14 protein-coding genes and 1 tRNA gene are annotated in these 11,793 nt (G+C 63.0%); 12 read left to right on the top strand and 3 right to left on the bottom strand.

Translation table 11 applies throughout. The features are described from left to right. Positions 1–80 precede the first annotated feature (80 nt). The 12 genes from ACYQ1P_RS04110 to ACYQ1P_RS04055 all read left to right on the top strand — a co-directional run bounded on the left by ACYQ1P_RS04110 (position 81) and on the right by ACYQ1P_RS04055 (position 9,435). Positions 81–170, top strand: a tRNA-Ser gene (locus tag ACYQ1P_RS04110). Between the two features lie 323 nt (positions 171–493). Then, the gene (locus ACYQ1P_RS04105) at positions 494–835 is read left to right on the top strand and encodes a HesB/IscA family protein (protein ID WP_460019100.1); all 342 of its coding nucleotides are present in this window, start codon (positions 494–496) and stop codon (positions 833–835) included. A gap of 12 nt (positions 836–847) precedes the next feature. Further along, the gene (nifU, locus tag ACYQ1P_RS04100) at positions 848–1,738 is read left to right on the top strand and encodes a Fe-S cluster assembly protein NifU (protein ID WP_460019099.1); all 891 of its coding nucleotides are present in this window, start codon (positions 848–850) and stop codon (positions 1,736–1,738) included. 12 nt (positions 1,739–1,750) lie between these two features. Then, entirely contained in the window at positions 1,751–2,959 is a 1,209-nt protein-coding gene (gene nifS, locus ACYQ1P_RS04095) for a cysteine desulfurase NifS (RefSeq protein WP_460019098.1), read from the top strand. Positions 2,960–3,123: 164 nt separating this feature from the next. Continuing rightward, a complete protein-coding gene (gene nifV, locus ACYQ1P_RS04090) occupies positions 3,124–4,254 on the top strand; it encodes a homocitrate synthase (protein ID WP_460019097.1) in 1,131 nt (376 codons plus the stop codon). Continuing rightward, positions 4,251–5,012 (top strand): serine O-acetyltransferase, encoded by a 762-nt coding sequence (cysE, locus tag ACYQ1P_RS04085; RefSeq protein ID WP_460019096.1) that lies wholly within the window; start codon positions 4,251–4,253, stop codon positions 5,010–5,012. Before nifV ends, cysE begins: the two co-directional genes overlap by 4 nt. 5 nt (positions 5,013–5,017) lie before the next feature. Next, complete coding sequence (locus ACYQ1P_RS04080; protein ID WP_460019095.1) at positions 5,018–5,524, top strand: hypothetical protein; 507 nt, start codon at positions 5,018–5,020, stop codon at positions 5,522–5,524. Further along, entirely contained in the window at positions 5,521–5,838 is a 318-nt protein-coding gene (gene nifW / locus ACYQ1P_RS04075) for a nitrogenase-stabilizing/protective protein NifW (RefSeq protein WP_460019094.1), read from the top strand. The genes ACYQ1P_RS04080 and nifW overlap by 4 nt, the downstream gene beginning before the upstream one ends. A gap of 11 nt (positions 5,839–5,849) precedes the next feature. Then, positions 5,850–6,338 (top strand): nitrogen fixation protein NifZ, encoded by a 489-nt coding sequence (locus ACYQ1P_RS04070; RefSeq protein WP_460019093.1) that lies wholly within the window; start codon positions 5,850–5,852, stop codon positions 6,336–6,338. Next, positions 6,335–7,210 (top strand): nitrogen fixation protein NifM, encoded by an 876-nt coding sequence (gene nifM / locus ACYQ1P_RS04065; RefSeq protein ID WP_460019092.1) that lies wholly within the window; start codon positions 6,335–6,337, stop codon positions 7,208–7,210. Before ACYQ1P_RS04070 ends, nifM begins: the two co-directional genes overlap by 4 nt. Then, a complete protein-coding gene (clpX, locus tag ACYQ1P_RS04060) occupies positions 7,207–8,496 on the top strand; it encodes an ATP-dependent Clp protease ATP-binding subunit ClpX (RefSeq protein WP_460019091.1) in 1,290 nt (429 codons plus the stop codon). Before nifM ends, clpX begins: the two co-directional genes overlap by 4 nt. A 21-nt stretch (positions 8,497–8,517) precedes the next feature. Next, a complete protein-coding gene (locus ACYQ1P_RS04055) occupies positions 8,518–9,435 on the top strand; it encodes a hypothetical protein (RefSeq protein ID WP_460019090.1) in 918 nt (305 codons plus the stop codon). Positions 9,436–9,537: 102 nt separating this feature from the next. Here ACYQ1P_RS04055 and ACYQ1P_RS04050 read toward each other — a convergent pair whose 3' ends face one another. The 3 genes from ACYQ1P_RS04050 to ACYQ1P_RS04040 are packed head-to-tail and all read right to left on the bottom strand — an operon-like array spanning position 9,538 to position 11,758. Next, positions 9,538–10,035, bottom strand: coding sequence for a YdcF family protein (locus ACYQ1P_RS04050; RefSeq protein ID WP_460019089.1), 498 nt, complete (start codon positions 10,033–10,035; stop codon positions 9,538–9,540). Further along, positions 10,032–11,159 (bottom strand): CaiB/BaiF CoA transferase family protein, encoded by a 1,128-nt coding sequence (locus tag ACYQ1P_RS04045; protein ID WP_460019088.1) that lies wholly within the window; start codon positions 11,157–11,159, stop codon positions 10,032–10,034. The genes ACYQ1P_RS04050 and ACYQ1P_RS04045 overlap by 4 nt, the downstream gene beginning before the upstream one ends. Then, positions 11,156–11,758 (bottom strand): SAM-dependent methyltransferase, encoded by a 603-nt coding sequence (locus tag ACYQ1P_RS04040; RefSeq protein ID WP_460019087.1) that lies wholly within the window; start codon positions 11,756–11,758, stop codon positions 11,156–11,158. Before ACYQ1P_RS04040 ends, ACYQ1P_RS04045 begins: the two co-directional genes overlap by 4 nt. Positions 11,759–11,793 lie beyond the last annotated feature (35 nt).

The raw sequence follows: 11,793 nt of genomic DNA, 5'->3' as shown, positions 1-11,793 counted from the left end.
GTCTTGCTGAAATAGCGGGCCAACGGTGGGAAACAAGGGACGTCGGACGACATGTCCGGCCTGCCCAATGGGTTTATTGCGGAGAGATGCCGGAGCGGCTGAACGGGGCGGTCTCGAAAACCGTTGTGGGAGCGATCCCACCCAGGGTTCAAATCCCTGTCTCTCCGCCATTCCCTTTAAAAACAACGCATTAGATAGCAGTGTTCGACGGAGAGACACCGGAGTGAGACATTGCTATGCATATTCATGCCTATCTGTCGACTTCCCGGCACAGGGGCTTTTTATTTTCGCTGGCCCTTACCGCGAGCAACTTCCAGGAAGTAGAGCGGCTGAAACCGGGCCGACAAGGCGCTGTCCGTCATTGTCGTGTTTCCGACAAACAAGCCGCCCCATCTTTCTTGTAAAATCAATTAGTTGGTCTTCTGCGTCGCTTGGCACATTCCTTGCGAACCATTCTCGGAGAGATTTGCTCCAACCGACAAGGACACCGACCATGCTGACATTGACCGATTCCGCGCAAGCCGCCGTTTCTCGCTTCATGGAGGCCGGGCAGAAATCCTACAAGGGGTTGCGCATCGGGGTGACGGCCAGCGGCTGCTCCGGCAACACCTATGCCATGGCGCTGGAAGAAACCGCCACCGAGGATGACATTTTGATCGAATGCGGGGCCGTGACCCTGATCCTCGACCCGGAAAGCGCCCCCCTGTTGTCGGGCATGGTGGTTGATTTCGTCGAGTCCGTCGAGGGTCGGGGATTCACTTTCGATAATCCAAATGCCGCCTCCACCTGCGGCTGCGGCAAATCTTTTTCCTCCTCCTGCGCCACCAAGAACTAGGGAGCCTGACCCATGTGGGACTATTCCGAGACGGTCAAAGAACATTTCTATAATCCGCGCAACGCGGGCGTGTTGGAGGGTGCCAATGGGGTCGGCGACGTGGGCTCCATCTCTTGCGGCGACGCCCTGCGGCTGATGCTCAAGGTGGAGCCGGAAACCGATGTGATCCAGGAAGCCAGCTTTCAGACCTTCGGCTGCGGCTCGGCCATCGCCTCATCCTCGGCGCTGACCGAGATCATCAAGGGCATGACCCTCGATGAAGCGTTGAAGGTCACCAATCAGGATATTGCTGATTATCTGGAAGGGTTGCCGCCGGAAAAGATGCATTGCTCGGTGATGGGGCGCGAGGCCTTGCAGGCCGACGTCGCCAATTACCGGGGCGAGGCCTGGGCCGACGATCACGAAGAGGGGGCGCTGGTCTGTAAGTGCTTCGCCGTCGATGACGTTTTGATCGAGGAAACCATCCGCGCCAACAATCTGACCACGGTTCAGGAGGTGGCCCATTACACCAAGGCAGGGGGCGGTTGCGCGTCTTGTCATGAGGGCATCGAGGAAATTCTGACTCGCGTAATGGCCGAGCAGGGCAAGACCTTCGATCCCAGTGCCGAGGCCCTGCCGGTGACCGAGGCCTCGCCGCAGTCGCTGGTTTCGGGCATGACCAACCTGCAACGCATCCGCAAGATTGAGCAAGCCATCGAATTGCTGCGTCCGGCCCTGCAAGCCGACGCCGGGGACGTGGAACTGGTCGAGGTGATGGAAGACCGCATCTACGTCAACATGAAAGGGGCCTGCATGAATTGCCAGATGGCCTCGGTCACCCTCGGCGGCATCCAACAGAAAGTCATGGAATCCCTGGGCGAGTTCGTTCGTGTCCTGCCCGCCGGTCAACTGACCAAATCATAAGGAGCCGCTCCCATGGACGCCATTTATCTAGACAACAATGCCACGACCCAGGTCGCGCCCGAGGTGGTGGCGGCCATGATGCCGTTTTTTACCGAGCAGTTCGGAAACCCCTCGTCCATGCATTCTTTCGGCAATAAAGTCGGGCAGGCGCTGAAGACGGCCCGGGGGCAGATCCAGTCGCTGCTCGGAGCGGCCCATGATTCGGAAATCATTTTCACCTCCTGCGGCACCGAGAGCGATTCCACGGCCATCCTGTCGGCCCTGCGCGCCTATCCGGACAAGCGGGAAATCATCACCACGGCGGTCGAACATCCGGCGGTGCTGGCCCTGTGCGAGCATCTGGAGAAGGACGGCTTCACGGTGCACTATCTCAAGGTGGACATGAAGGGGCGGCTGGACCTGGATGAATACGAAAAGCTGCTGTCCAAGCGCACCGCCATCGTCTCGGTGATGTGGGCCAACAACGAGACCGGGACGATCTTTCCGGTGGTCAAGATGGCCGAGATGGCCCGCAATGCCGGGGCCTTGTTCCATACGGACGCGGTGCAGGCGGTGGGCAAGATCCCCATCGACCTGAAAATGACCGCCATCGACATGCTGTCCCTGTCCGGCCACAAGCTCCATGCGCCGAAGGGCATCGGAGTGCTCTATCTGCGGCGCGGCGTGCGGTTCCGGCCGTTGCTGCGCGGCGGGCATCAGGAACGGGGCCGCCGGGCCGGGACCGAAAACGCCCCGGCCATTGTCGCCCTGGGCCAGGCCGCCGAATTGGCGCAGGCCGCCATCGCCCTGGAAACCACCCAGGTCAAGGCGCTGCGTGACCGGTTGGAGGATGGGCTGCTGGAGGCCATCCCCCATTGTTTCGTCACTGGCGATCCCGACAACCGGCTGCCCAATACCTGCAATATCGCCTTCGAATTCGTCGAGGGCGAGGCGATCTTGATGCTGCTCAACAAGTTCGGTATCGCCGCCTCGTCGGGCTCGGCCTGTACCTCGGGCTCGCTGGAGCCGTCCCATGTGATGCGGGCGATGGACATTCCGTTCACCACCGCCCATGGTTCGACCCGCTTTTCCCTGTCCCGCTACAACACCCAGGCGGACGTGGACCGGGTGGTCGAGGTGCTGCCGGGCATCATTGCTCAATTGCGCAAGCTTTCCCCCTATTGGGGCGACAACGGCCCGATCACCGATCCGGAAAAAGCCTTTGCGCCCGCCTACGCCTGAAGCTTTCCTCCCCGTGACTAATCTGGGTTGTCGGTTTTCCGACAACCCGTTTTTTTTGTCGGGTCGGGGTGAGGGGCACTTTTTCAGCAACCAATTGAAATGCAATAAAACATCCTTTGGCACGGCGCTTGCGGAGGACTCGTTCGGAATAAGGAGATTCCGTCATGAGCGTGCCCCGTCAGAGCCTGATCATCAACGACACCACCCTGCGCGACGGCGAACAGTCCGCAGGTGTCGCCTTTTCGCAGTTGGAGAAACTCGACATCGCCCGCCGCCTGGATGGGCTCGGGGTGCCGGAACTGGAAATCGGCATTCCGGCTATGGGCGAAGCAGAACGCGAGAGCATTCGCGCCGTGGCTGCCCTGCGCCTCAAGGCCAAACTGATGGTCTGGTGTCGCATGAGTGAGGCCGACCTGGGTCTGTGCCGCGATTTGGCTGTCGATGCGGTGGATCTGTCGATCCCGGTGTCCGACCAGCAGATTCGGGGCAAGCTGAACCGCGACCGCGCCTGGGTGCTGGCCGAAATCGCCCGCGTGGTGCCGCAGGCTCGGGATCTGGGACTGGGCGTCTGCATCGGTGGCGAGGACAGTTCGCGGGCTGATGGAGATTTCCTGAAACGCATTGTCGAAACCGCCGAGCGGGCCGGGGCGCAGCGTTTCCGCTTTGCCGACACGGTGGGCATCCTGGAGCCCTTCGGTACCCGGCAGCGCTTCGCCGCCTTGCGCGCGGGGACCGGCCTGGAACTGGAAATCCATGCCCATGACGATCTGGGGCTGGCCACCGCCAATACCCTGGCCGCCGCCCTGGGCGGGGCGACCCATGCCAATACCACCGTGCATGGCCTGGGCGAACGGGCGGGCAATGCGGCGCTGGAGGAAGTCGTCATGGGCGGCAAGCATCTCTACGGCATCGAGACCGGCATCGACCTGCGCGACTACCAATATCTCTCGGACAGCGTGGCCATTGCCTCCGGGCGTCCGGTGCCCTGGCAGAAAAGCCTGATCGGGGCCGGGGTCTTCACCCACGAGGCGGGCATCCATGTGGATGGCCTGATCAAGGACCGGGCCAACTATCAAGCCTTCGATCCGGCGGAAATGGGTCGTGATCATCGGCTGGTGCTGGGCAAGCATTCCGGCACCAAGGGGGTGACGCTGGCCTATCGCGACTTGGGCATCACGGTGGAGGCCTGGCAGGCCCAACATATCCTGGATCGGGTGCGCGGCTTCGTCAGCGCCTGCAAGCGACTGCCCGAACGGGCCGATCTGGAATTGTTTTACCTGGAGACCGCCCTGTGAGCGCCCCCGGACTGATCGCCTTATGGCGCGAGGATGTGGCCTGCGTGTTCGAACGCGATCCGGCGGCGCGCAACACTTGGGAGGTTTTGGCGACCTATCCCGGCGTCCATGCGATCCTGTCGCATCGCTTGGCCCATGCGTTGTGGCGGCGCAATTGGAAATTCGGCGCGCGCCTGTTGTCGTTTTTGTCGCGCTGGTGGACGACCATCGAAATCCATCCCGGGGCGACCATCGGCCGTCGCTTCTTCATCGACCATGGGGCTGGCGTGGTGGTCGGCGAGACAGCGGAAATCGGCGACGACGTGACTCTCTATCACGGGGTCACCCTGGGCGGCACGTCCTGGAGCAAGGGCAAGCGCCATCCGACCCTGGAAAGCGGCGTGGTGGTGGGCAGCGGCGCGAAAATCCTCGGCCCTCTGACCATCGGCAAGGACTCCAAGATCGGGGCCAACTCGGTGGTGGTCGGCGATGTGCCCGGCGGCTGCACGGTGGTCGGTATTCCCGGCCGGGTGGTGCAGAGCGCCCGCCCCGGTCACCTCAATCCGTTCGGCATTGATCTCAATCATCATCTGATCCCCGACCCGGTGGCCGAGGCCCTGGCCTGCCTGATGGAGCGGGTCCGGCAATTGGAGGCGAAAGTGGATCTGCCCCACGAAGACGGCCAGGAGGCGCATTGCATGGATTGCGAGACCAGCCCCATCTGCGGAACTCAGCAAACGGAAACCGTAATTCTTCCGCGCCATGCGGTGGGGGAGTGACGGCCATGGATCTGTTGGATTTCGAGGGCCAGGATCTGTGTTTCGACGATCCCAGCGTGCCCGAGGTGGAAGCCTTGATCCTTCGGGCAGCGGACCTTTATCCGAGCGACGAAGCGGAAGTTTTGCTCAAACAGGCGCACCAGATGGCGCCCCGGGATCTGTCGGTATTCGTCGCCTTGTACCGCTATTATTATTATCGCCATCACTATGACGCGGCCTTTTCCTTGGCCGAGAAGCTGCTCCGTGTGACGGCGGGGCAACTCAATCTCCCCACCGACTGGCGGGCCTTGACCCCGCGGGATATTGCCGTGCTGCTCGGTGGCCGCCAAACCTTGTTGCGTTTCCACCTTTTGGCACTGAAAGGCAGCGGCTATCTGCTCCTGCGCTTGGGCCGCTTCAAGGAAGCTTTGGAACGTTTGGATAAAATTAAAGAATTGGACGACGCCGACCGTCTGGGGGCTGCAGCCCTCGCCGCCACTGCCCGCGCCACCCTGCAAGGAGAGATCCCATGACCGACGATTTCCGTGATGACCTGGACGACTTGAGCAGCGCCGAGGATTTCCTCGACTACTTCGGTGTGACCTACGACGAGAAGGTGGTGCATGTGAACCGGCTGCATATCCTGCAACGGTTTCACGACTATCTCGCCAAGGAGACCGATCCCGATTACGACCGGTACAAGCTGTTGCTGGAAAAGGCCTACGCGGATTTTGTCGCCTCCGACGCGCTGACCGAAAAGGTGTTCAAGGTGTTCCATGATGTGGCGGCAGCCCCGGCCCAGCCCGGACCGGCCGGTTTCGTCCCCTTGGAAGCCCTGGTGAAATAGGAGGAACGGATATGCGGCCCCGATTCGATTATGGCGATGCGGTGCGGGTGATCCGCTCCTTGCGTGACGATGGCACCTTTCCCGGCAAGAACCCGGGGGATCTGTTGATCCGTCGGGGGGCGGTCGGCTTTGTCAAGGACGTGGGCACGTTTCTGCAAGACCAGATCGTCTATTCGGTGCAGTTTCTGGACGACAATATCATGGTCGGTTGCCGCGAGGAGGAACTGATCGGGGCCGACGACCCCTGGGTCCCCAGTCTGTTCGAATTCCGCGACAAGGTGACGCCGAAAATCCCGCTGGGGGTCGACGGCGAAGTGGTTGCCGATATCCAAACGGTGGGGGAGATTCTCAAGGTTCTGCGGGACGCGCCGGGCGGCATGACCTATCATGTGCGTTTCCCGGGACGCACCTTCGTGGTGCCGGAATCGGCGTTGCAGGCGGCCCCGACGGGTGCCCGCATGGGCGACGAGGTTGACTTGGAGAGGGAGACGGCATCGTGAGTTTTGCCCTGCTGAGCGACAGTCCGATAAAGTCGGGCTACGCCTATCATCTGCTGCGCTGTGCCCTGGAAAAATTCGGCGTTGGTCCGGGACAATTGGACGACAGCCAAGGTCAGGTGGCGGCGGCCCAGGCGGAACGGGCATTCCGTCTGGAAAGCAAGGCCCTGAGTACGCCTGAGGCCTTGGCGGTGGGGGTGGACACGGACCGTCTCGCCGCATCCCTGGCCGAGATTGCCGCGCGCTATGAAAGCCGCGGGGCCTTTCTGCGGGATTTGCAGAGCAATGGCCTGGACGAGGGCGCGTTGCGTGAAGGTCTGGCGCGGGAGTTGCGCTTCGGGGCGGTGATGGAACGCATCGGTGCGCAGGCGGAGTCCCCCAGCGCGGCGGAGGTTCAACAGTTTTTCGACGCCAACGGCGACAAGTTTCAGCAACTGGAGCGCCGTCGTGTGCGCCATATTCTGATTACCATCAATGACGACTATACGGAAAACGCGCCGCAGCAAGCGGCCCAGCGGGCCACGGAACTGGTCGCCCGGTTGCGCGACAAGCCCGCCTCGTTCGCCGCTCTGGCGCAGGCGGTTTCTGAATGCCCGAGTGCCCTGGAGGGGGGCGCGTTGGGCATGGTGGGGCGGGGGCAACTCTATCCGGAGGTTGATGAACAATTGTTCAAAATGGCTGAAGGGGACATCGCCGGACCAGTGAAATCCGACATGGGCTATCACATTTTACTATGCGAGGCGATCCTGCCGGCCCGCGCGGCGACCCTCGACGAAGCCGCGCCGCGCATTCGCGAGTATCTGCTGCGGCGGCGTCAACAGGAGGTCCAGCGCCAATGGCTGCACCAGATTGGGGCTTTGGGAGACCGGTCATGACGGAGGCCTCGCCAAGCTGTTCCTTTTGTGGGGCCGAACAATCCCCGGAACGTCCGCTGATCGCCGGGAACGAGGGGCTGATCTGTGAAGACTGCGTGACCCTGGCCGCCCGCATGGTCGAACGCTGGGGCCGTCGGCGCGCCATGGCCGACCCGTTCGCCGCGCCGCCGATCCCCGAAGAGATTAAAGACCGATTGGATAAATATGTGATCGGTCAGGACACGGCCAAGGAAACCCTCGCCGTGGCTATTTATAATCACTACAAGCGCCTGGCCGCTGAGAGTCAGCCCCGGCCCGCCCGCGTCGATGAGACCGACCGGGTGGAACTGGAAAAATCGAACATACTGTTGCTCGGGCCGTCGGGTGCCGGCAAGACCCTGTTGGCCCGGACCCTGGCCCGCATCGTCGGGGTGCCGTTCATCATCGCCGATGCTACCACCCTGACCCAGGCCGGTTATGTGGGTGATGACGTGGAGAGCCTATTGACCCGGTTGTTGGGGGCCGCCGATGGCAATGTGGGGCTGGCCGAATGGGGCATCGTCTATATCGACGAGGTGGACAAGCTGGCCCGGGCCGGAGAGTCCGGTCATGGTCTGCGCGATGTCTCCGGCGAGGGCGTTCAGCAGGCGTTGCTCAAATTGGTCGAGGGCGAGCAGGTCAAGGTGCCCAGCGGCGGACGACGCAAGGAGGGCGGCGATACGCTCTATCTGGATACCCGCAACATCTTATTCATCGCCGGGGGCGCGTTCAGCGGCCTGGAGAAGATTCTTGAAGCCCGCACCGTTCATGACGGCGCGACCATCGGCTTTCACGCCACGATCAAAGACAAGAAATCGGCGGATAAGGAACCCCTCGATTTCACGGACATTCTGCCTGACGATCTGCGCCGTTTCGGCCTGATCCCGGAATTCATCGGACGGTTTCCGGTGATTGCGGCGGTGGATGATCTGGGGGTCGACGATCTGGTGCGCATTCTGACCGAACCGCGCAACGCGCTGGTGCGCCAGTATCAGGCCTTGTTCGAACATGAGCATGTGGAACTGACCTTTACCGACGGGGCTTTGAGGGCCATCGCCAGGCTGGCGCGGGATCGGGGCACCGGGGCGCGTGGCCTGCGCGGGGTGCTGGAGAAAATTTTGCGCCGGACCATGTATGAACTGCCCTCGCAGACGCAGGTGAGCCAGTGTATGGTCACCGAGGCGGCAGTTCTGGGAGAGGAACCGGTGCGTTTGAGGAAGCAGGAACCAACGGAAACCGAACGTCGGGCCGCCGTCGCGGGGGGCTGAACCAGGAGGAGTAACCGCACCATGATTTCACGCCGTCATTTTCTGACACTCGGTGCCGCCGTTGGTCTGAGCGTCCTGGCTCCCTTCACCGCCGAGGCGCGCCGTCTGCTGGTTGTTGGCGGCGGCGTGGCCGGAGTCACCGCCGCCGCCCGCCTGCAAGCAAAGTTTCCCGAATCCACGGTGACCCTGCTGGATCGTTTCCCGTCGCGTCGCGCCGCCGCCTTGCTGGAGCGGGGGGTGCGGGTGGCCTCGGCGGAAATCGTCGATGTGGATTGGGGGCAACGTCGGGCCATCGCCTGGTCCGGCGAGAGGTATGCCTTCGATCGGCTGATCCTTGCCCCGGGCGTGGCGTTCCAGGCGCAGGAGATCGAAGGCTACGATGGTCGGGCGCAAAAGGATATGCCGCATTTCTGGAAGGATGCGGAGGATGAGGCCCGGTTCCAGTCCTGGCTCGCCGCCGTCGAGACCGGCGGCACGGTGCTCCTGACCGTGCCCCGGCGACCGCACCGTTTCATGGTCGGCCCCTACCTGCGGGCGATGCGCGCTGCTGCCACCCTGGCTCGACACAATCCCCGCGCCAAGATCCTGTTGCTTGATGCCAACCCCGTCCCCATGACGGCCCTGCCGGACTCCGTGGAGCGGGTTGTCGCCTCTCTGGAGGCGGTGGATCGGACAAGGCGGAAGGTGCGGACCTCCGCCGGGGTCTTCACCGGTGATCTGATCAACATCATTCCCGAGCAGTGGGCCGGGGATCTGGCCCAACGCATTGGGCTGGTCGATGCCACTGGCTGGTGTCCGGTGGATTTTGATACCGCTCGTTCAAATATGCAGGACACGGCTTTCGTCATCGGCGACGCGGTGCGAACGGGTCAGGGCGACAAGACCGCTGCGGTGGCGCTGGCCCAGGGCGAGCGGGTGACGGCGGCCCTTGTTGTTTAGTTTGTAATGCAGAAATCTGCATCACTTGAGCCCCTCGCCGGGCGCGCTACGCGCTTGGCCGCCGCCTCAACGGCGGCTTGGATCGTGATGCAGAAATCTGCATCACGCTTTAGGCGGAAAGCGGCACAGTATCCCATGCTTGACCCAGGACAGGGTTTCCCGGCCATGGGCCATGATCCAGGCCAGGCGGCTATCACCGGGGGCGCGGTCCACCGGCGCGGTGGAGACCGCTAGGCCGTGGCGGCGAAACATGTCCCGCGCTCGCGGCAGATGAAACCGGTCCGACACCAAAAGCAGATGCGTCCATCCCCGGGTTTCGGCCAGAACGCGCACTTCCTGGGCGTTCTGCCAGGTATTTCGGGAGCGGTCCTCGACGATGATTGCCGTCTCCGGGACACCTGCCGCCCGGGCCAGATCGCGCATCACATGGGATTCCGGCGTGGCATGGCTGACCGCACCGCCACTCATCACCAACGGTAACGTCTCATGCTCAAAGTAGCAGCGCACGGCAACCGCCACCCGGCGGCGCAGGGCGGCGCTGGGACGACCATCGGGCAGCACGGCGGCACCCAGAACGACGATGGCGTCCAGCGGGCTCATGACCCGAACTCCCGGCGCAGGGAGTCCGTGTGCTGACCGAGGGCGGGGACCTCACCAAGGGATGGATCATCGCCATCCTGGATCGCCGGGGGCGCGGGTAAGTCTACCGGCCCGCTCGGCGTATCGACTCGGACCCGGCGCAGCATGGGATGGGCGGAAAAGGCGGCCACATCGTTGAGCAGGCCATAGGCGGTGCGCGCCTGATCCAACAAGGTAATGGCGGTGGCCCGGTCGAGGGCGGCGAAGCGGCGGGCGATGGCGGCATCCAGTTCGGCACGATGGGCCACCCGGGATTGCGGGTCGGCGTAGGGACCGCTCGCGGCCCAGTGCGGTTGTTGCATGAAGACCCGGCAGAAGTCGGCCCATTCCCGTTCGTTCTGGATAGAGAGCAGGATCTCGGTGCCGTCGCCGGTGGTGAAGCCGCCATAGGGTGCGATGCTCGGATGACGAAGCCCGACCCGCGACGGGGCCTGACCTGCGTAGTCATGATGCAACAGCGGCACGGTCATCCAATCGGCCATGCCATCGAACAGGGACACCGCCAGATGCCGTCCTTGTCCGGTCCGGCCCCGCTGGATCAGCGCTTCCAGAAGGGCCTGATAGGCATACATGCCCGCTGCGATGTCGCAGACCGACACGCCGACCCGGCCCGGCGCTTCGGGCGTGCCGGTGATCGAACAGAGGCCGCTTTCCGCCTGCACCAATAGGTCATAGGCCTTACGGTCGCGGTAGGGGCCGTCGTCCCCATAGCCGGAAATGGAACAGGTAATCAGCTTGGGATGCTGTTGGCGCAGTTCCTCGGGGTCGAACCCGGCCCGCGCCGCCGCGCCGGGAGCCAGGTTTTGGATGAAAATATCGGCTCTGGCGATCATCCTCCCGAGCAGTTCCTTGTCCGCCGGGTCTTTGATGTCCAGCACGACGGATTCCTTGCCCCGGTTAAGCCAGACGAAATAGGCGCTTTCCCCCTGCACCGCATGGTCATAGCGGCGGGCGAAGTCCCCTTCCGGGCGTTCGATCTTGATGACCCTTGCCCCGGCATCGGCCAGCCGCGATGAACAATAGGGGGCCGCCACCGCCTGTTCCAGTGACACCACCAGCAGACCGGAGAGGGGGCCGTCACTCATGGGCGGGTCGCGATCAACCGGGTGACGGCAGCGGTGCCGGAATGGAGAACGCCTTCGTCCAATTCAGTCCGACATTCCTCCAGGCTCTCGATGGTCAGGCCGTTGAAATCCTCGCGTAACGTGGCAGCGGCATAGAGCATGTCTACCACCGGCGGGCCTCCGGTCTTGTAGGCCAACTGATCCGGGTGAAACACCTCCATGAGCAGCAGGCCGCCGGGTTTCAGGGCCTCGGCCATGGCCCGGTGCATGGTCGGACGATCATCGGAGGCAAAATGGATGAACAGGGCGGCAACCACATCGTAGGTTGCTTTCGGCCAGTTCCAATGGCGCAGGTCCGCCAGTTCAGTGTGCAAGGGGACACCGCGCGTTTCGGCCAGCTTGCGCGCCTTGGCCAGACCGCTGGCCGCCCCATCCACCGAATGCACAATCAGCCCCTGCTCGGCCAACCAGACACCGTTGCGGCCTTCGCCGTCGGCCACCGCCAGACAGCTTTGGCCGGGGCGCAGCCGATGGGCCTGGGAAACCAGGAAGCGATTGGGCGCGGTGCCGTAGATATAGTCGTCCACATTGAAACGGTCGTGCCAGGACAGGGGCGGCATGGGTGAACTCCGGAGGGTCATTGGTTTATCCACAT

The organism is Magnetospira thiophila (genome assembly GCF_054657015.1).
Note: the sequence above shows the minus strand (reverse complement) of the source record. Positions and strands in the feature narration are given on the sequence as shown.

What these genes read in the sequence shown, in the direction of transcription:
- clpX (WP_460019091.1), top strand. Translation starts at nt 7,207, where the DNA reads ATGACGGAGGCCTCGCCAAGCTGTTCCTTTTGTGGGGCCGAACAATCC.
- nifS (WP_460019098.1), top strand. Translation starts at nt 1,751, where the DNA reads ATGGACGCCATTTATCTAGACAACAATGCCACGACCCAGGTCGCGCCC.
- nifV (WP_460019097.1), top strand. Translation starts at nt 3,124, where the DNA reads ATGAGCGTGCCCCGTCAGAGCCTGATCATCAACGACACCACCCTGCGC.
- nifW (WP_460019094.1), top strand. Translation starts at nt 5,521, where the DNA reads ATGACCGACGATTTCCGTGATGACCTGGACGACTTGAGCAGCGCCGAG.
- ACYQ1P_RS04055 (WP_460019090.1), top strand. Translation starts at nt 8,518, where the DNA reads ATGATTTCACGCCGTCATTTTCTGACACTCGGTGCCGCCGTTGGTCTG.
- ACYQ1P_RS04040 (WP_460019087.1), bottom strand. Translation starts at nt 11,758, where the DNA reads ATGCCGCCCCTGTCCTGGCACGACCGTTTCAATGTGGACGACTATATC.
- ACYQ1P_RS04050 (WP_460019089.1), bottom strand. Translation starts at nt 10,035, where the DNA reads ATGAGCCCGCTGGACGCCATCGTCGTTCTGGGTGCCGCCGTGCTGCCC.
- ACYQ1P_RS04045 (WP_460019088.1), bottom strand. Translation starts at nt 11,159, where the DNA reads ATGAGTGACGGCCCCCTCTCCGGTCTGCTGGTGGTGTCACTGGAACAG.
- nifU (WP_460019099.1), top strand. Translation starts at nt 848, where the DNA reads ATGTGGGACTATTCCGAGACGGTCAAAGAACATTTCTATAATCCGCGC.
- ACYQ1P_RS04080 (WP_460019095.1), top strand. Translation starts at nt 5,018, where the DNA reads ATGGATCTGTTGGATTTCGAGGGCCAGGATCTGTGTTTCGACGATCCC.
- ACYQ1P_RS04070 (WP_460019093.1), top strand. Translation starts at nt 5,850, where the DNA reads ATGCGGCCCCGATTCGATTATGGCGATGCGGTGCGGGTGATCCGCTCC.
- ACYQ1P_RS04105 (WP_460019100.1), top strand. Translation starts at nt 494, where the DNA reads ATGCTGACATTGACCGATTCCGCGCAAGCCGCCGTTTCTCGCTTCATG.